The following is an 18824-nucleotide window of genomic DNA, read 5'->3' as shown; positions in this document are numbered from 1 at the left end:
CGTCCTCAGCGCTTGGTCAGTTTGAGTTTCTTGCGAACGTCTTCCGGGCCGATGATCCGGGCGCCCATGCCCTCGACCACCTGCACGGCCTTTTCGACGAGCTCAGCATTGGTGGCGAGCTGGCCCTTGCCGACGAACAGGTTGTCCTCCAGGCCGACGCGCACGTTGCCGCCGGCGAGAACCGCGGCCGCCGGATAGGCCATGGCGTTGCGGCCGATCGAAAAGGCCGAGAAGGTCCAACTCTGAGGCACGTTGTTGACCATCGCCATGAAGGTGTTGAGATCGTCGGGCGCGCCCCATGGGATGCCCATGCAGAGCTGGATCAGCACCGGGTCTTCGATCAGGCCTTCCTCGGCAAGCTGCTTGGCAAACCAGAGATGGCCGGTGTCGAAGGCCTCGATCTCCGGGCGCACGCCGAGATCCGTCATCTTCTTCGCCATGGCCCGCAGCATGGCCGGCGTGTTTGTCATGACATAGTCGCCGAGATTGAAGTTCATCGTGCCGCAGTCGAGCGTGCAGATCTCCGGCAGGCACTCGGCGACGTGGCTGACGCGCTCGGTGGCGCCGGCCATATCCGTGCCCTTGGGATTGAGGGGAAGGGGGCTTTCGACATCCCCGAAGATCAGGTCCCCGCCCATGCCGGCGGTGAGATTGAGGACGACGTCGACATCCGCCGAGCGGATGCGGTCGGTGACTTCCGTGTAGAGATCGTTGCGGCGGCTGGCAGCACCCGTTTCTGGATCGCGGACATGGCAGTGAACGACCGCAGCACCGGCCTTTGCCGCATCGATGGCGGACTCGGCGATCTGCTTGGGAGTGATCGGCACGTGGCTGGATTTGGAAACCGTATCGCCGGCGCCGGTGACGGCGCAGGTGATGAAAACATCGCGGTTCATCGCAAGAGGCATGTTTTTGTTCTCCCTCGTCTTGTCCGCATTACGCGACAGGATGCATAGCGATGCGTTGCATTTTCGGAAGCAATCGATACATTATCGGAACTCGAGGGAGGTGACCTTGCTGCAGCGATCGACGGAACGGCTCGATATCGACCTCCTCGTCCTGCCGGACGCGAACCTGATCCTGATCGCCTCGGTTATCGAGCCGCTGCGCGGCGCCAACCGCATTTCAGGCAGCGAGCTCTATCGCTGGCGGCTGCTCACGCCGGACGGAGCACCGGTCCCGACCACCAGCAATATCGCCGTGCCCGCCCAAGGCGCTTTCAAGGCGACCACCGAGGATACGCCGCTGTTCGTGCTTGCCAGTTACAACTGGCGCCGCAGTGCGACGCCGGCGCTCAAGATGCAGCTCTCCCAGGCCGCCCGCTACCGCACGATGATTGCCGGCATCGAATCCGGCACCTGGCTACTGGCGGAGGCGAGCCTGCTCAACGGGCTGCCGGCGACCGTCCACTGGGAGGACTACGAGGATTTCGCGCTGGCCTATCCGGAGGTGCGGGCCGTCAAGGATCGCTTCGTCATCGACGCCAAGCGGCTGACGACATCAGGTTCGCTTCCAACCGTGGATCTGATGCTGGAGGTGATCCGACGAAGGCAGGGTTATTCGCTGGCGCTCGAGGTCAGCCGGCTGTTCCGTTACGAGCAGCCCTCCTTCCATGCGGACGAGCAGCTTTCCGCAGCCTCGGCTGGGTTACGCATGCACGATCCTCGTGTCGCGCAGGCGGTGCGGCTGATGGAGGAGCATATCGAGCAACCTCTGATCCTCACGCGGCTCGCCCGCCGGGTGGGCATCAGTGCCCGACATCTGCAGGATCTCTTCCAGCACAGTATCGGCGCGCCCCCGCATGTGCATTATCTCGCCCTGCGATTGAATGCGGCCCGCCGCAAGGTGATCGAGACGACGGCCTCCTTTGCCGACATTGCGGCGGCAACCGGCTTCAACTCGGCCTCGGCCTTTGCGAGAAGCTACCGGGCGAGTTTTTCCGAAAGCCCGTCGGAGACCCGGCGCCGCTTGCGGCGCCGCATCACACCATCGGAAGCGCCGGCATAGGCTGGAATGCGTCCCGTATCATTTCGGCCAGTTCCCGAACGGCCTCGCTGCAACGGTAAGTGCTCCGGCGGAGCACGACCTTCGAGGAATCGACCGGCGGAAAACCGTCTTCGGCAGTCAGTTCCCGGCAGCCGGGCGGGATGTTGCTGCGGCACAGCGTGGTGACGGCAAGGCCTGCGATCACGGCATTCTTCAGCCCAGAGCCTGTATCGGCGATGAATGCGATCCGGTAGTTGCGGCCGATCTGCTCCAGCGACCGGAGCGCATAATCGCGTGACCACGCGGAGTTGCGATAGGTCGCTATCGGCAGGGGATCGATGTCGTGCAACCGATGGACCATCGACGTGACCCAGACTGTCGGATCGATGCAGATGACCTCGCCTTTGGTCTCATCGCTCCAGTCGAACACGACGGCCAGATCGAGTTCGTCCCGCTCGAGGGCGGCGAGGTTGCGGACGGTATAGTCGCAGGACACGGTGACCTCGACGGCCGGGTGGCGTACGGCGAAAGCCGCAAGGGCTGCCGGCAGCACCGTCTGGCTGTATTCCTCGGGAATTCCGATGCGCACCGGTCCATCCAGCGGCTTGCTGCGGATCGTCGCGGCGGCCTCGCTCAACAGATCGATGATCCGGCGGGCGTAGGGCACGAGCTGTATGCCTGGGCGCGTGAGCAGCACGCCGCGGGCGCCCCGCTCGAAAAGCGTTTCGCCGATCGTCTCCTCGAGCCTCTTGATCTGGCTGCTGACGGCCGATTGCGTCCGCCCGATGCGCTGGGCAGCCGCAGAGAAATTGGAGGTCTCGACAACGACCAGGAAGGTTCTGAGCAGGTCGCTCTCAATCGGTTCGTGCATGTGCTAGCCATAGAAAAAATCGATGACAGCTATCTCTACTATTCGTTTGTCTGATGTCAATTCTTGACGCACAAATGAGCCGCGTTCGACTTCCTTCTTTGAGAATATCTGCGTGACAATTGAAAATCCGGCCAGACGCCTCGCAGGCAGCGAGCACGAGAAGGGTGTGCTTCTCATCATTGCCGCGACGCTTGCCTGGAGCGCGAGCGGCGTCTATTCGCGACTCCTGACGACTGACGTATGGACGGCGATCGCTTGGCGGTCGTTGTTCGGCGGCCTGTTTCTGCTGATCCCCTGCTTTTTCCTCGAAGGGGGCATCTCACGGCAGCAATGGCGATCCGTCTTCCATCCGTCCGGTCTTGCGATGATCGCATGCCAGACCTTCAGTCAGGTATGCTTCATCGGGGCGCTCTATATGACCACCGTCGCCAATGTGACCATGATCTATGCGACCGCGCCCTTTATCGCAGCGTTGCTCGGCTGGCTCATCCTCAGGGAGAGGGTCTCCAAGCGGACGCTGATTGCCGGCGGCATCTCGCTCTTCGGCGTTGCCGTGATCGTCGCCTCGTCGATCGGCGGCGGGACCGGTTGGGGCGACCTGCTGGCGCTCGGCATGACGGCGTCCTTCGCGCTCGTCATCATCATTCCGCGCATCAATCCCGACGTGCCGAGCCTGCCTCCGACCGTCGTTAGCGCCTTCCTGACGCTGGCCATCTTTGCCCCTTTCGGTTCGGTCGGTTCGCTTGACCTGCACAACTGGATCGTCCTCGCCGCTTTCGGCGCGACCAATTTCTCCCTGGCGCTGGTGCTCTTCCTTGCCGGGGCGAAGCGGATGCCGCCGGCGGAGGCGGCACTGATCGGCACGATGGAAATCGTGCTCACGCCGTTCTGGGTCTGGCTGCTGTTTTCCGAAGAACCGCCCGTCGCCACCTTTTTCGGCGGCGCGATCATCCTTGGCGCCGTGCTCTGGCACACGGCCATCGACGTCAACCGCAGCCGGCGACCGCATCGCACCTAAAGCTTTTAGGCGGCGATCAAATCTTCCCGGACGATCCGGAAAACCGCCGTATTCGCGGGATCAATTATTTCCGCTACGCAGCGCTATTGCGACTTTGCCGACTGTCGCCTTTGGGTTGCGCCCATGTCGCTTTCTTGATCGCTGTTTTCCGTCAGGCATGGTTTGTTTGTGGTGTTCAAGGCGCTATCTCGCAAACTGGCGAAATGAACCGATATCCTGTGTTGTGGACACCGGGCTGCGGAGGAGGCAGTCCGGAGGGAAGGTTGCCATCGACTGCATCGGTTGCAGATCGAGGCATTCAAACAAGTGGGAGGAATCCATGAGCAAAAATAGAGGCGTCGTCTATCTCCGTCCTGGCAAGGTCGAAGTGCGCGACATTGACGATCCGAAGCTGGAAGCGCCCGACGGCCGCCGCATCGAACACGGCGTCATCCTGAAGGTGATATCGACCAATATCTGCGGCTCCGATCAACACATGGTCCGCGGCCGCACGACGGCGATGCCGGGCCTGGTCCTCGGTCATGAAATCACCGGAGAGATCATCGAGAAAGGCATCGATGTCGAGATGCTCGACATCGGCGATATCGTCTCGGTGCCTTTCAATGTCGCCTGCGGCCGTTGCCGCTGCTGCAAGTCTCAGGATACCGGTGTCTGCCTGACGGTAAACCCGGCCCGCGCCGGCGGTGCTTACGGTTACGTCGACATGGGCGGCTGGATCGGCGGACAGGCGCGCTACGTCACCATTCCCTACGCAGATTTCAACCTGCTGAAAATCCCCGATCGGGATAGGGCAATGGCGAAGATCCGCGACCTCACCATGCTCTCCGACATTCTGCCCACCGGCTTCCATGGCGCAGTGCGGGCAGGCGTTGGCGTCGGCTCGACCGTCTACGTGGCAGGCGCCGGCCCTGTCGGCCTTGCGGCGGCGGCTTCGGCTCGCATTCTTGGCGCTGCTGTCGTGATGATCGGTGATTTCAACAAGGACCGTCTGGCGCATGCGGCGAAGGTCGGTTTCGAACCGATCGACCTATCAAAAAGTGACCGTCTTGGCGACATGATCGCGCAGGTCGTCGGCACCAACGAAGTGGACAGCGCCATCGATGCAGTCGGCTTCGAGGCACGCGGCCACTCGGGCGGCGAACAGCCGGCGATCGTGCTCAATCAGATGATGGAGATTACCCGTGCCGCGGGTTCGATCGGCATTCCCGGCCTCTACGTTACCGAGGATCCGGGCGCCGTCGACAGCGCCGCCAAACACGGCAATCTGTCGCTCCGCTTCGGCCTCGGATGGGCCAAGGCGCAGTCCTTCCACACCGGCCAGACTCCGGTGATCAAATATAATCGTCAGCTCATGCAGGCGATCCTCCACGACCGACTGCCAATTGCCGATATCGTCAACGCCAAGGTCATCCCGCTCGACGATGCCGCCAATGGATATGAGAGCTTCGACCAGGGAGCGGCGACGAAATATGTCCTCGATCCGCATGGAGAGGTGGCGAAAGCCGCATAGCGATGCGACCTAGAGCAATTCCAGCAAAAGTGCGCAGCGGTTTTGCGTCTGGGATTGCGTAAGACAGGACTTGATAGAATGGCCGGGCGAAAACCCGGCCATTCCGCATTCTCGAAAATTGGCCGGCGAACTACTGGATGCTGAACGGGAAGTATTTTGCGTTGATCATGTCGTAGGTCCCATCCGCCTTGATGCTCTTCAGGGCTTCGTTCAGGCGCGTCAGACGCTCCTTGTCATCCAGGCGCAGCGCTATACCGGCGCCTTCGCCAAAATATGTGATGTCGACCAGATCCGGCCCCTTGAACTCGCAGCAGCTTCCGGCCTTGGTGTTGGCAATCCAGTCGTAGATGGCGAGTTTATCTTCGAGGATAATGTCGACGCTCCCCTCCGCCAGTCCCTTGTACAATTCGGGCGAAGACCGAAAAACCGTCTTCTTCATTTCCGGATAAAGATGGTTGGCATAGGATTCCTGCGCTGTTGATGACGTCACCCCAAGAATTTTGTCGCTGAGGGCGGCGGGGCTGACATCGCTGATCGACGAATCCTTCCGGGCGATGAACACCGACGGGCTGTTGTAGTATTTTTCAGTGAAGGCAACCTTTTGACGCCGCTCAAGGCTCATCGACATCGATGAGATGATCGCGTCGTACTTGTCGGCAACGAGATCGGGGATGATGTCGTCCCACTTCTCGATGATGAACTGGCATTCGAATTTGCCGACCTCGCACAGTGCATTGGCAATATCGATGTCGAAGCCCTGAAGCTTGTTGTTTGCATCGAGATAGTTGAAGGGCGGAAACGCACCTTCGACGGCAATTCTCATCGGTGTGCGATCCTGCGCAGCCACCTCGAGCGGCGAGGCCGCCAAAAAGAGACCGATCCCGCCCGCCATCAGCGCTCCGCGCAATATAGTCTGAATGGATATGCGCAACATCGTCGGGAGCTCCTTAGGGCATAGTCGATCTCGCGCCATAGTGGGTCACAGCTTTTAATTCTACGTGAACGCTTCTTTGTTAGCGTCGACGAATGCGCCCGCGTCGTGGTGTTCAGGGGTCTACGCTTGCACATCGTTCTTCCTTCCAGCTCCAACACGTTTCAGCAATCCTGGATCGCTTCGGGAAGAATTCTGTTTCTTATTGCCGTCAGCGGGCTTGGAGCGATCGGACTTGTCGTGCTTTCGGCGCTCTGGGCAGGAACCGAGAGCGACGCTGCAGCCCTTGATCGACAGCGCCAGCTTGTGAATGCCCGCCTGCGGGAACAGGTCGATCAAGTCGCCCATGTTATCGGCCAGTTCGGCAACGGCTACCTTACACGTGTTTATCCGGCCGCCCGCTCGACCGGAGGCTCCTCCAGCCTCGATGCCGTTCTGACGGCGGCGGCCGGCAGTGCGATCAGCCAGACCGCAATGTCCGCCTTCGGCTACGATCAGGCCTTTGTCGTCGACGATAAGGCGCAACTGCTCATGCTGGCGGACGCCCAAACCGAAAAGCGTTATCGCTGGATGAAGCCTCTCTTCTTGCCTCTCCTTCAGGATGCCCGGCTTGGAGTGAGACAGGGCACGGTTTCCAACGAGCGAACACCGTCCTCGATGGAAAGCCGCCTGGCGACTGCCGCCCGCTCCAACCGGGCGCTGGCCAATCTGATGCGGCTGGAAGGTCGGCCGACGATCGTCGGCGTCGTCGCCATCAACGAGGCCACTGAGAGGCAGCAGCAGCCGATGCGGCAATTCCTGATCGTCGTGCGGTTTATCGATGGTGCGGCGCTGGACGAATTGAGCCGGGAACAGGGCCTCAACGGCGCGCGCTTCGCGCGCACGGCCGATGCAGACGAAAACGAGGTTGCCTTCCAGATTGACGCCACGGCAAACGGCGAACCGATCGGCTTCATCGTATGGCAGCCCGATCTTCCGGGTTCGAGGGTGATTGGCCGATTGATGCCGGCGCTTTCGATTGCCGCTTTGATGATCGCGATCCTGTTCTCGGTCTTGCTGGTTCGCCTGCGAAGCAGTCTCGGCGAGTTGAAGAGAAGCGAGCTGCATGCAAGGCAGCTTGCCTTGCATGATGTGCTGACCGATCTTCCCAACCGCGCTTTGTTCGCGATGAGGTTCGACGAGTGCCTGGCCGAGACGCAGAATTCGACAGAGCGCTCGGCAGTCGCGCTTCTCGACCTCGACCGCTTCAAAGCCGTGAACGACACGTTCGGCCATGCCGCCGGCGATGAACTCATCAGGATGGCTGCGGAGCGGATCCGCTCGCTGCTTCGTCCGGGCGACACGCTTGCCCGGCTCGGAGGGGACGAATTCGCCCTGCTTCTCCGGGACATCAAAGATCATGACCACGTTTTGCCGGCAATATGCGAAGCGATCGTTGCCGAACTTGGCAAACCCTTCCCGCTTTTGAGGGGCGAGGCGGTCGCGCGCGTCGGCGGTTCGATCGGCGTGACCGTCGTGCCGGATGCCGGCCGGAATGCCGATGACATCATGCGCTACGCCGACGTCGCGCTGTACGAGGCAAAGATGGGAGGCAGAGGCCAGTGGCGTCTCTATTCACCGTCCATGGACGGCGGCCGGAATGCGCGCGACATTCTCAAGAACGAATTGCGGGAAGTTCTGGCCAAAGACACGGCCTCATCCGCCGACGGTCCGCGATCCGATCCGATTGTAAACAGGCCGGACTTCGGATCGCTCGAGGTCTATTACCAAACGGTACATCGCGCTGAGGCAGGATATGCGGCGTCGGGCGCGGAGGCTCTGGTGCGTTGGCGTCACAGCCAGCGCGGGCTGTTGACGCCTGCCAGCTTCATCCCTGTGGCCGAGGAGGGCGGCCTCATCGACGCTCTCGGTTTCTGGGTCTTGCGCGAAGCCTGCAGAGCCGCCTGCAAATGGCCGGAAGGCACATTCGTTGCGGTCAACGTGTCTCCCGCCCAGTTGAGAAGACCAAATTTCGCCGAGGAAGTCTTCGGCGTGCTTGAGGAGAGCGGCCTGCAGCCGTCCCGGCTCGAGCTCGAGCTGACCGAGTCCTCGCTCATCGAGGACAACTCGGATGTCTATACGGTGCTGAAGTCGCTGCGCAGCCGGGGTGTTCAGGTTTCGCTCGACGATTTCGGAACCGGCTTTTCATGCCTCAGCCATCTGGTGCGCTTCGATATCGACCGTATCAAGATCGATCGTTCGTTCGTCTCACAGCTCGGCACCAAGGCCAACGGGGCGGCAATCATCGGCGCCATCGTCGCGCTCAGCCGCAACCTCGGTATCTCGACGACGGCTGAAGGGGTCGAAACCGAATATCAACGCGACTTTCTGGCCGCCCTCGGCTGCACCGACCTCCAAGGCTACTTCTTCTCCAAACCGGTTCCTCTTCGCGACCTTGATAATTTCCGGAAAGCTGAAAGCGCCGGGTTATTGACGAACACTCCCGGCGCCGTCGCCTGAGCGGCTTCTGATCTCCGCTGGTTAGGGGAACTTTCACCCCGTGCCGCGGTTGACGCCCGAAGACCGAATGGAGAATGTGATGGGCGAAGTCGGGGAGTGGCGCCACCTTTGCGTCGACATGCAGCGGATGTTTGCCGAAGACACGCCGTGGCACGTTCCCTGGATGGCACGGATCTCTCCCCAGATCGAAGAAGTGGCCGGGCGATACCCCTCCCGAACGATCTTTACCCGCTTCCTGCCGCCCAGGCATGCCGATGACATGCCGGGGAAATGGCGAGATTATTACCAGAAATGGTGGATGATGACGGGCGAACATCTTCCGCGCGGCTTCATCGATCTTGCCCCATCGCTGGCGTCGCTGGTTCCCCCGGCAAGGCACTTCGACAAACGCACCTATTCACCTTGGATCGACGGCCGCCTGCATCCCATCCTTCAGTCGGAGCGGGTCGATACGCTTGTCATAACGGGTGGTGAAACCGACGTCTGCGTATTGGCCACGACGCTCGGCGCGATCGATCTCGCCTATCGTGTCATCGTGCTCAAGGACGCCGTCTGCAGCGGTGCCGACGATACGCATGACGCGTCACTTGAACTTCTGCACGATCGGTTTTCTGTGCAGCTCGAACTCATGGAGACCGAAGAGTTTTTGAGGGTCGTTGGTTAAAGCATGTCGCGCAAAACTGTGCGGCGGTTTTGCGCGAACGACATGGTCTTGGCCCATCCGGCCAATTGCCAGAGATGACCGCAAGGTCGGCCTTAGCGTTTGCCGATCGATGGACTAAACACCATGAGGCTCAGAATCTCAAAGAGCACCTGTGCTGCGGCGTGCGCTGTGTTGGTCGTTGCGTCATATTGTGGGGCAACTTCGACGACGTCACCGCCCACCAGATTTACCCCTTTCAGCCCGCGTATCAGTTCAAGGACTTCACGCGTGGTCAATCCACCGACCTCGGGCGTGCCCGTGCCGGGCGCAAAGCTCGGATCGAGGCTGTCGACGTCGAAGGAAAGATAGGTCGGGCCGTCGCCGACGATGGATTTTGCCTTGGCAACGACAGCCGCAATCCCCATTCGGCTGATGTCCTCTGCGTGGATCACGGTCATCCCCGAGGCATAGGAGAATTCCCACAAATATTCCGCCGAACCACGGATGCCAATCTGGATCGTCCGTGTCGGATCGAGCACGCCGTCCAGCACCGCATTGCGGAACGGCCCGCCGTGATGAAACTTCGTCTGATCGAAGGCACCGCTTGTATCGCAATGGGCATCAATATGAATGAGGCCGACCGGTTGCTGCCGACCGATGGCCTTCAAAATCGGGTGGCTGATGGAATGGTCGCCTCCGACGGAAAGCGGGGCCACGCCGGCATCGACGATCTGGCCGATGCGCTTTTCGATGTCGTCATGGCTGAGTTCCAGCCGGTAACGGCTTTGGAACGATATGTCGCCGATATCGGCGACCCGAAGATCGAAGACCGGCGCCGTGGCGAGGACGTGATTGTAGGGGCCGATCCTTTCGATGGCGCGAAGTGCTCTCGGTCCGAAACGCGAGCCTGGACGATTGGTGACGCCAAGATCCATGGGGATCCCGGTAATCGCAACCTGGAGATTGCCGAAGTCCGGACCCTCGGCCGCGACCTGCATGTAGGGTGCGCTGAGGAAGGTCGGCACTCCGGCGTATGGCGCCAGTCTCGTGCCGCTCTTGGAGATGATCTTCTCCGCCACTTTGCGAAACTTCTCATCAAATATCTCGCCGCCATTGGCGTCTGCAAATTCTGCGCGCAGCTGTTCCAGCCGCGTTTTGTCCCACACCATGCGCATGTGTCTCCGCTTCAGGTCCGTCTCGTCAGACAAAGAGGTTGAGAAAACAATTGGTATCGTTGTAGCAATCGGTATCAAAGAGAAATCGATATGATCGCTGCAAAACCCAATTCTCTCGTTGCCCGCCTCTCTGCCCCGCCCATTCCTTCCGTCGTCGCCTGGAGTCGCGAATACAAGGGGGAAAAAGGGCCGCTCATCGATTTGTCGCAAGCCGTGCCGGGCTATCCCGCGCATCCGGAGATGCTGCGGCTTCTTGGCGAGGCGGCCGGACAACAGGCCATGACCGGATACGGGCCGATCGAGGGCGAACCTCTGTTGCGCAAGACCTATGCGGCTCACGTTGCCGAGCTTTACGGCGCCGACCTTTCCGCCGGCAATATCCACATTACCGCCGGCTGCAATCAGGCGTTCATGTGCGCAGCGATCGCGCTTGCGGGCACCGGCGATACCGTAGCGCTGACCAATCCCTTCTATTTCAATCACGATACGACGCTGTCGATGCTGGGGATCGGGCGTCGATTGGTCGATTGCGACCCCGCCGTCGGCTTTCTTCCCGATCTGAGTTCGGCCGAGGCGGCCCTTGCCGCCGGCGCGAAGATGCTTGCCGTCGTGACACCCAACAATCCCACAGGAGCGGTGTATCCACCAAGTCTGCTTCACGAGCTTTTTGTTCTCTGCCGGAAATATGGCGCCTGGCTGATCCTCGATGAAACCTATCGCGATTTTCTTGGCGAGGATGACGGACGGCCGCACTCTCTTCTGTCCGAGCCGGGCTGGGAGGACACGCTCGTTCTTCTCTACAGCTTTTCGAAATCCTTCTGCATTCCCGGTCATCGACTGGGTGCAATCACGGCAGGCCCTAAACTCATCGCCGAAATCGCCAAGGTGATGGACAATATGCAGATCTGCGCGCCGCGTTCGGCCCAGATCGCCGTTGCATCGGCGATCCCCGCACTCGCCGAGTGGCGAGCCGGCAACCGGCTGGAGATCGCTCGCCGGGCGGACGCTTTGAGGCAGGTCTTTTCCGGGCTGCCGGATTGGGAGATCGGAGCAATCGGCGCCTATTTCGCCTTTGTCCGCCATCCCTACGCTGATCGATCGTCTTCAGAGGTTGCCGAAAAACTCGCCAAGGAATCCGGCATCGTTTGTTTGCCCGGCGCCTATTTCGGCGAGGGCCAGGAGCGCTACCTCAGACTTGCCTTTGCCAATGCGGGTGTCGCTTCGATAGGGCTATTGTCCGAGCGCCTTCCCTAGACCGTTTTGATCAACCTCCGCCGGAAGTTCATGATAGCCGCCGCGCCAATATAGCAGCGGCCCTATGCCCTGCCGGATTTCGATCGCGCAGACATGTCCGACCAAAATCGCATGGGAATTATAGTGGAATGCGGTTTCGAGCTTGCAGTCCAGGACCGTCAGGGCATTTTCAAGGACCGCCGCGCCGGTCTTGAGGCGATACCATCCGGCGTTGCCGTAGCGTTCGGCGCCCTTTCGCCCGTCAAGACCGGCAAAGGATTGTGCCACCTGCCGCTGGTCGGCAGCGAGCACGTTGACGCAGAAGCAGCCGTACCGCTGCAGTGCCGGCCATGACGACGACGTTCGGTTGACACTGACGATGACGGAAGGCAACTCCGCCGAAAGCGAGGAGACCGACGTTGCGGTGAAGCCGGTGCGGTCTTTACCGTCGCCGACCGTGATGACGCTGACCGCACCCGCCAGATGACGCATCGAAAGCTTGAAGTCCGCCTCGCTGATCAAAGCCTCGGCACTCATCGGGCTGGCTCTTTCGTTTTGGCAAAACGGTTTACCGGCATTGAAAGACCAAGGTTTTCGCGCAAGGTCTTGCCCTCGTATTCCTCACGGAACAGCCCGCGACGTCGAAGCTCGGGCAGGACCAGCCGCACGAAGTCGTCGAGACTGGACGGCAAGGTCGGAAACATCAGTATGAAGCCGTCGGCGGCGCGCGTCTCAAACCATTCCTCCATGAAGTCGGCAATCTGGGCTGGCGTCCCCGTCATGCCATTTCCGGTATGCTTCTCGGCATAGTGCCGGATGAGTTCGCCGACGGTGCGGCCGCTTCTGACGAAATCGACCAGTTCGTCGAACAGAGCGCGTGATCCCTTCGGCGCCGCCGGCAGCCGATCCATGGGGAAGGGTTTGTCGAGAGCGACATCGCGCAGGTCCGCCTCCAGGAATTCGGAGAGCATCAGCCGGCCGACATCCGGATGCATCTTGTCGATCAGATAGTCGACCTTCGCCTTTGCCTCGGCTTCAGTTTCACCGACGTTGATCACGATACCCGGCATGATTTTCAGGTCGTCCGGATCGCGCCCATGGGCCGGCATCCGGCGCTTGACGTTGTCGTAGAAGGCCCGGTTTCGGTCGATATTCGATGCGAGGCTGAAGACGATCTCGGCGGTGCGTGCCGCCATGTCCATTCCGGGTTCCGAACCGCCCGCCTGGGCGATGACAGGACGGCCCTGAGGCGTTCGCGCGATGTTGAGGGGGCCGCGAACCTGGAAGTGCTTGCCTTTGTGATTGAGCGTGTGGTGCTTGTCCTTGTCATAGTAGACACCGTTTTCACGGTCGAGAAGCAGTGCGCCTTCCTCGAAGCTGTCCCAAAGACCGAACACGACATCGACGAACTCGTTGCCGCGCTCGTAACGCAGTGCATGCGGGTCGAGCCCCTCGCGATTGAAGTTGTAGCCGGTTTCGTCGTGATCTGACGTGACGACGTTCCAGCAGACGCGCCCCTTGCTCAAATGGTCGATCGAGGCGAACAGACGCGCGACATTGTATGGTTCGTAATAACTCGTCGACACCGTCGCCACGAGACCGAGATCGTTGGTGGTGACCGCCAGAGCCGAGAGCAGCGAGAGGGGTTCGAAACGGTTCATCTTGGTCGGAATGCGGGCAAGCGCCTTCGGGTCGCCGACGGCGGCGGCAGGAGAATCCGCCATGAACATGAAATCGAACTTGGCCGCCTCGGATCGCTTGGCGACATCGAGCAGATGAGCGAAGTCGTTGGCGCCGTTGACGTCACTTGCCGGATGCAGCCAGGAGGCAGGATGAAAGCCGAACGTATAGACGAAAGTCCCAAGTTTCATCTTGTCGGTTCGCGCCATCGAGTTCTCCTGCTTTGTCGGCCATGCCGCCAAGGAAAGGCGGTTGCGCAAATTATCGTCAGGCGCAAATTTTCATCAATACCGCGCAGCTGGGTTCCGTTTTAGTTTTTCTAAAGTATCGGCCTAGGCGCGGATGCCACTGCCTGCTGACGGGAAATAGCGACGAGCCAATCGCGGAATTCCCGCCCGTGGGGCTTCTGCAAGGCCGCCCGGTCCCAGGCGAGAAAATAGCTTTCACGCAGTGCAATGCGCATGTCGACCGGAATGACGAGCGTTTGCGCCTCAAGCTCATCTGATATCATCGACATTTGTGCGAGCACGACGCCTCGCTTGTTGACGGCTGCGTCAATCGCACTGCTCGACAAAGTGAAGGAAAGGCCCGGCGTCGACACATCGAAGGAGACGCCGGCCTTGGCGGCAAACTCCGCCCAGCTGGGGTAGGGGGTGAAGTGTCGTTCCCACTCGACATGGAGGAGGGGTTGTTCGAAGAGATCGCGCGCCGCGTGCGCGCGATCCTGCATCAGCGCCGGCGAACAGGCTGGCACCACCCAATCGCGAAACAGTTCGGTATAATGTTCGTGCTGGAGGACGTCCGATCCGTAGCTGACGCGGAAATCGACATCGTCGAAACCGATCCGGGGCTCTTTGTCGCGTCCGATAATCCGCACTGGAACTTCGGGATGAAGCGCCTGCCAGTCGAAGATCCGCCTGCCGATCCATTTGTTGACGACGGAGGAAAGCGCACTGAGGACCAGCGCCGTCTCGTTGCGCGCCTTTTCCAACAGTTGCTGGGCGAGCGCAAATTGCTCGAACCCCTTCGATATCTCCTGATGGTAGAGCCGGCCCCAGGCGGTCAGCTCGACGGTTCGCCCGCTGCGCTCCAGAAGCGAAATTCCAAGAAAGCTTTCGATCTTGCGAATCTGCTGGCTGATGGCCCCCGGCGAAACCCTTAGCTCCAGTGCCGCGGCGGTCACGCCGCCGCAGCGCCCCACCGCCTCGAACGCCTGCAAACTTTTCAGCGGGATCGCCTTGAGGCGCTCATCGGTCACTTGCAGAACCTCTCGTGATTTGCGTCGAACTCAATTTGCTGCCGGATGAAACGTCCCCGCAAACTGGAACCGGTCGCCCGGATGGGTAAACTCGACATAGGTCACCGTGCGGCCGTTCTGCCAGGTCTGGCGGATGAGGCTAAGACAGGCCTCGCCCCTCTCCGTCTGCAGGATTCGGGCCGTCACGGTATCCGCCGAGACGGCCCGAATGACATGCTTGGCCTTGGACCAGGGCACCTCGTCAAGCAGCCATTTGCCGGGCGGGATCGAGGCGAAGCTCTCTTCTCTCGCCCGTGGCACGGCGTCGAGCATGATGATCCGCCGCTCGATGGCATTCGGTCTGCCATCGACGATATGCAGGCACTGAAGCCTGAGGACTTCCGCATCGGCAGGCTCCGACAGCTGCTGCGCCTCCGCCTCTCCAAGGCGCTCGATCTTGCGGGCGAGGATTTCGAAGCGGTGTTCGTGCCCGGCCAGTTCCGCTTCGGTGCTGATATCCTGGATATCCATCACCGTGCGGTCGATCTGAGGCGATGCGACAAACGAACCTGTCTTGCGCCGTCTGACGATCATGCCGCGCGCGGCCAGCGTCGACAGCGCCTTGCTGACGGTCATGCGCGAACACCGATATTCGGCCACCAGCTCGTGCTCGACGGGAATACGGTCGCCGGGCCGCCAATCACCACTGATGATCTTCGTCTCGATATCGGTGAAAATACGCTGAGAAATCGACACCAAGTCCGCACCTCATCCGGCATCAACGATCATAGATCCGGAACGATCATCACGGCCACTCGGCACAAATTTTGCGTTCCTCGTCTTTTACATTGACACTCTAGGCCCGCCTATATCTATTTGTATAGTCAAAAGCGGAGCATAGAAATCCGCGCAGAGGAAATCGAAGTCGGGAACCAAAACTCCTCCGCCGGGGGAAAAAAACTGGAGAGATGATCATGAAGGCAAATTCACTGCTGAAGGGTCTGGTCGGCGCTGCGTTCCTCATCGGAGCAGCCGTTTCCGCCCATGCAGCCGACACGCTGGCCGCCGTCAAGGCAGCCGGCACCCTCAAGGTTGGCACCGAAACGGCTTTTGCACCGTTCGACTATATCGATGCCGGTGAACATACCGGCTTGAACGTCGACCTCTTTGCCGAGATCGGCAAGGAACTCGGCGTCAAGATCGAGTGGGTCGCTCTTCCTTGGGACGGCGTCTTCCCCGCGCTCGAGGCCGGTAAGTTCGATGTCGTCGCAGGTCCTGCAACAATCACCAAGAAGCGCTTGGAGCGCTATCGCTTCACGCCGCCGATCGCCGAGGCAACGATCGCCATTCTGAAGAAGGCGGGCGACACGACGATCAGCAAGCCGGAAGATATTGCCGGCAAGACGATCGGTGTCGGCAAGGCCACCGCCCAGCTCGACCAGTTGAAGGAATTCTCCGGCACGCTGCCGACCAAGGTCGACGTGCGCGAATATCCCGCCTTTACCGAATCCTACGCCGATCTCGCAGCCGGCCGTATTGCCGGCGTTGCCAATTCGCTGCCGAATATCGCCTTCGTCGCCAGCCAGCGAAAGGGCACGTTCGAAGTCGTTCTGCCGCCATTCGGCAAGAAGTCCTATTTCGGCTTCATCGGCCTCAAGGATGCCGATCACGCCCCGCTGATGGATGCGATCGATGCCGCGATGCTCAAGATCAAGGCAGATGGGCGCATGGCTGAGCTGCAGAAGAAGTGGTTCGGTGCATCTTTCGATACGCCTGATGCTGTCAAGGACCCGGCATTCTGATTGGCTGCCGGTGAAACGAACGCGCCCCGCCAGTGGTCGGGGCGCAATCCGCCGTGGCATCAGAGTTCACGGCCGCAGCGCCCAGGCAAGCACCGCCCATGTCCATCAAGCTATTCGAACTGCTTCTGCAAGCCTCGATCTATACGGTGACGATCAGCGTGGTGTCCATCCTGATCGGCTTTGCGATCGCGATCGTCATTTCAGCCATGCTGCTCTCACGGCAACGGCTTTTCATGCTACCGGCGCAGATTTTCATCAGTTTCTTTCGTGGTGCACCGCTGCTGGTCCAGCTGTTGCTGATCTACAATCTGTTGCCGGTGATCGGCATCAACGTGCCGAGCATCGTTGCGGCCGTCGTTGGCCTGTCCTTGTGTACTGCGGCCTATCAGGCTGAAAATCTGCGCGGTGGTTTTTCCAGCGTTCCCGCAGGCCTGGTCGAATCTGCCGAAATGGTCGGCATGACTCCCATTCAGATCTTCCGCCGTATCAGGGCGCCGATCGCCCTGCGCCTGACTTTCCCGGCGCTCGTCAACGAAGCGATCCTTATTCTGAAGGCGTCTTCACTGGTCTCCGTCGTCGGAATCGTCGAGCTGACACGCATGGCTCAGGACCTTGCCGGCAGCACCTTCCTGCCGCTCGAGATTTTCGCTTCCGCGGGTTTGATCTATCTCATCATCAATTGGATCGTTGCCCTTGCGGGCGGCCTGATCGAACGCTCCCTGCCAGGAGTGCCGCGATGACCTTCGATACCAATGTGATTTTCAACAACTTGCCGGAGATCCTCAACGGTGCGTGGGTCACCATCCTCATCTGGATCGTCACCACTCTTGCCGCAGCCGTACTGGGTTTCCTTGTCGCTGTCGCGCGACGTTTTGGCGGCGTGCTGTTGGACAGGGCGTTCGGCATTGTCATCGCGGTGCTGCGCGGCACGCCCTTCCTGATTCAGATCTTCCTCGTCTATTATGGCGGCCCCTTCGTTGGATTGTCGCTCGATCCGATCCCGGCCGGCATCGTCGGCCTTTCCATCTACGGCGCGGCTTACTTCAGTGAGATATTCCGCTCGGGCTTTGCCGCCGTCCCGAAGGGACATATCGAGGCTGGCCTGTGCGTTGGCCTGACACAAGGGCAGATCATCCGGCGCATATTGCTGCCGGAGATGACCATGCTGGTGTTGCCGCCTTCGGTCAACATGACGATCATCCTCATGAAGGAGACGGCCGTTCTGTCCATTATCACCGTGCCAGAGTTGACGGCGACACTCAGCGCCATCGGCTCGCAGCAATATGCGTTCGTCGAGGCGCTCTTCGTGCTTGCGCTATTTTATTGGGTACTGGTCGAAATCACCGGCTGGCTCGGCCATCTCGCCGAAACGAAACTCACCAGATTCAGGTTTTTCAACATATGAGCGTTCCTGCGATCGCAGTCAAAAATCTCGTCAAGACGTTCGGCGGTTCCACCGTGCTGCACGGCATCGACCTCGAAATCGAGCAGGGACAAGTTTCCTGCGTCATCGGCCCGTCGGGATCCGGCAAGAGTACACTGCTGCGCTGCATGGCGTTTCTGGAGGAATCGACGAAGGGGACGATTACCGTCAACGGCGAGGTGCTTGGCTTTGCGGAAAACGCCAAGGGTGTCCGTGAACGGGTGCCAGCGGCGGTGAACCGGCAGATTCGATCGCAGATCGGGATGGTTTTTCAGCAGTTCAATCTCTGGCCGCATATGACGGCGCTCGGCAATGTCAGCGAGGCGCTGAAGACGGTTCACAAGATGAGCCGTAGGGATGCAGAGGAGCGGGCCATGGCCCAGCTCGTCAAGGTTGGCTTGGAGGGCAGGGCCGGGCACTATCCATCGCAGCTCTCGGGAGGGCAGCAGCAGCGTGTCGCTATCGCCCGGGCGCTTGCCCTCAACCCGAAGATCATGCTGTTTGACGAGCCGACCTCGTCACTCGATCCCGAGCTGACCGGCGAGGTGCTCAACGTCATGCGCGATCTCGCCGCCGAAGGCATGACGATGGTCGTCGTCTCCCACGAGATCGGATTTGCCGCGACGGTCGGACAGCAGATCGTCTTTCTCGATCACGGCAAGGTGCTGTTCACCGGCCCGCCGCAGGACGTCTTCAAACGACCGAGAAACCCCCGCCTCGAACAATTCCTGGACACCTATATCGATCGCGGGGCCTCGATGCTGCTGTGAAATTCATGTCCTTCCCGGTCGGGCAGACCTCCAAGGCCGGCGTCGG

General features: G+C 60.4%; 18 protein-coding genes. 10 read left to right on the top strand and 8 right to left on the bottom strand.

Annotation, left to right across the window (positions count from 1 at the left end):
• Nucleotides 1–5: 5 nt before the first annotated feature.
• Nucleotides 6–908 carry a 3-keto-5-aminohexanoate cleavage protein gene (locus tag A6U98_RS29505; RefSeq protein ID WP_064654470.1) on the bottom strand — a complete coding sequence of 301 codons (903 nt, stop codon included), beginning with the start codon at nucleotides 906–908 and terminating at the stop codon, nucleotides 6–8.
• Nucleotides 909–948: 40 nt separating this feature from the next.
• Between A6U98_RS29505 and A6U98_RS29500 the strand changes: the two genes are divergently transcribed.
• Nucleotides 949–2007 carry a GlxA family transcriptional regulator gene (locus A6U98_RS29500; RefSeq protein WP_082934016.1) on the top strand — a complete coding sequence of 353 codons (1059 nt, stop codon included), beginning with the start codon at nucleotides 949–951 and terminating at the stop codon, nucleotides 2005–2007.
• Here A6U98_RS29500 and A6U98_RS29495 read toward each other — a convergent pair.
• Nucleotides 1982–2857, bottom strand: a complete 876-nt coding sequence (locus A6U98_RS29495) for a LysR substrate-binding domain-containing protein (protein ID WP_064654469.1) — start codon at nucleotides 2855–2857, stop codon at nucleotides 1982–1984. The two genes, A6U98_RS29500 and A6U98_RS29495, sit on opposite strands and share 26 nt — an antisense overlap.
• Nucleotides 2858–2969: 112 nt before the next feature.
• Between A6U98_RS29495 and A6U98_RS29490 the strand changes: the two genes are divergently transcribed.
• On the top strand, nucleotides 2970–3875 hold the full coding sequence (locus tag A6U98_RS29490) for an EamA family transporter (protein ID WP_064654468.1): 906 nt from the start codon (nucleotides 2970–2972) through the stop codon (nucleotides 3873–3875).
• Between the two features lie 319 nt (nucleotides 3876–4194).
• Nucleotides 4195–5385 carry a formaldehyde dehydrogenase, glutathione-independent gene (gene fdhA / locus A6U98_RS29485; protein ID WP_064654467.1) on the top strand — a complete coding sequence of 397 codons (1191 nt, stop codon included), beginning with the start codon at nucleotides 4195–4197 and terminating at the stop codon, nucleotides 5383–5385.
• 130 nt (nucleotides 5386–5515) lie between these two features.
• On the opposite strand, the gene A6U98_RS29480 is transcribed toward fdhA, so the two are convergent.
• Nucleotides 5516–6319 (bottom strand): transporter substrate-binding domain-containing protein, encoded by an 804-nt coding sequence (locus A6U98_RS29480; protein ID WP_064654466.1) that lies wholly within the window; start codon nucleotides 6317–6319, stop codon nucleotides 5516–5518.
• A 105-nt stretch (nucleotides 6320–6424) separates the two neighbouring features.
• Here A6U98_RS29480 and A6U98_RS29475 point away from each other — a divergent pair, with 105 nt between their 5' ends.
• Both A6U98_RS29475 and A6U98_RS29470 read left to right on the top strand, forming a co-directional pair.
• On the top strand, nucleotides 6425–8815 hold the full coding sequence (locus A6U98_RS29475) for an EAL domain-containing protein (RefSeq protein ID WP_064654465.1): 2391 nt from the start codon (nucleotides 6425–6427) through the stop codon (nucleotides 8813–8815).
• Nucleotides 8816–8894: 79 nt separating this feature from the next.
• Nucleotides 8895–9479, top strand: a complete 585-nt coding sequence (locus tag A6U98_RS29470) for a cysteine hydrolase (protein WP_064654464.1) — start codon at nucleotides 8895–8897, stop codon at nucleotides 9477–9479.
• Between the two features lie 92 nt (nucleotides 9480–9571).
• On the opposite strand, the gene speB is transcribed toward A6U98_RS29470, so the two are convergent.
• Nucleotides 9572–10627, bottom strand: coding sequence for an agmatinase (gene speB, locus A6U98_RS29465; protein WP_064654575.1), 1056 nt, complete (start codon nucleotides 10625–10627; stop codon nucleotides 9572–9574).
• 96 nt (nucleotides 10628–10723) lie between these two features.
• Here speB and A6U98_RS29460 point away from each other — a divergent pair, with 96 nt between their 5' ends.
• Nucleotides 10724–11887 carry an aminotransferase gene (locus A6U98_RS29460; protein ID WP_064654463.1) on the top strand — a complete coding sequence of 388 codons (1164 nt, stop codon included), beginning with the start codon at nucleotides 10724–10726 and terminating at the stop codon, nucleotides 11885–11887.
• Here A6U98_RS29460 and A6U98_RS29455 read toward each other — a convergent pair.
• From A6U98_RS29455 to A6U98_RS29440, 4 genes are all read right to left on the bottom strand, one after another.
• Nucleotides 11864–12403, bottom strand: a complete 540-nt coding sequence (locus A6U98_RS29455; RefSeq protein ID WP_064654462.1) for a flavin reductase family protein — start codon at nucleotides 12401–12403, stop codon at nucleotides 11864–11866. The two genes, A6U98_RS29460 and A6U98_RS29455, sit on opposite strands and share 24 nt — an antisense overlap.
• On the bottom strand, nucleotides 12400–13755 hold the full coding sequence (locus A6U98_RS29450; protein WP_064654461.1) for an LLM class flavin-dependent oxidoreductase: 1356 nt from the start codon (nucleotides 13753–13755) through the stop codon (nucleotides 12400–12402). Before A6U98_RS29450 ends, A6U98_RS29455 begins: the two co-directional genes overlap by 4 nt.
• A gap of 110 nt (nucleotides 13756–13865) precedes the next feature.
• Nucleotides 13866–14804: a LysR family transcriptional regulator gene (locus A6U98_RS29445; protein ID WP_064654460.1), complete on the bottom strand. Its 939-nt coding sequence runs from the start codon at nucleotides 14802–14804 to the stop codon at nucleotides 13866–13868.
• 30 nt (nucleotides 14805–14834) lie between these two features.
• Entirely contained in the window at nucleotides 14835–15542 is a 708-nt protein-coding gene (locus A6U98_RS29440; protein WP_064654459.1) for a UTRA domain-containing protein, read from the bottom strand.
• A gap of 215 nt (nucleotides 15543–15757) precedes the next feature.
• On the opposite strand from A6U98_RS29440, the gene A6U98_RS29435 reads away from it, so the two are divergent.
• From A6U98_RS29435 to A6U98_RS29420, 4 genes are all read left to right on the top strand, one after another.
• The gene (locus tag A6U98_RS29435; RefSeq protein ID WP_064654573.1) at nucleotides 15758–16585 is read left to right on the top strand and encodes a transporter substrate-binding domain-containing protein; all 828 of its coding nucleotides are present in this window, start codon (nucleotides 15758–15760) and stop codon (nucleotides 16583–16585) included.
• Between the two features lie 98 nt (nucleotides 16586–16683).
• Nucleotides 16684–17325 (top strand): amino acid ABC transporter permease, encoded by a 642-nt coding sequence (locus tag A6U98_RS29430; protein WP_064654458.1) that lies wholly within the window; start codon nucleotides 16684–16686, stop codon nucleotides 17323–17325.
• A complete protein-coding gene (locus tag A6U98_RS29425; protein WP_064654457.1) occupies nucleotides 17322–17990 on the top strand; it encodes an amino acid ABC transporter permease in 669 nt (222 codons plus the stop codon). Before A6U98_RS29430 ends, A6U98_RS29425 begins: the two co-directional genes overlap by 4 nt.
• A complete protein-coding gene (locus A6U98_RS29420; protein WP_064654456.1) occupies nucleotides 17987–18778 on the top strand; it encodes an amino acid ABC transporter ATP-binding protein in 792 nt (263 codons plus the stop codon). The genes A6U98_RS29425 and A6U98_RS29420 overlap by 4 nt, the downstream gene beginning before the upstream one ends.
• The last annotated feature ends 46 nt before the right edge of the window (nucleotides 18779–18824 follow it).

The organism is Rhizobium sp. WYCCWR10014, assembly GCF_001657485.1.
Lineage (GTDB): Bacteria > Pseudomonadota > Alphaproteobacteria > Rhizobiales > Rhizobiaceae > Rhizobium.
The sequence above is the reverse complement of the archived record's forward strand: the minus strand, read 5'-3'. Positions and strand labels throughout refer to the sequence as shown.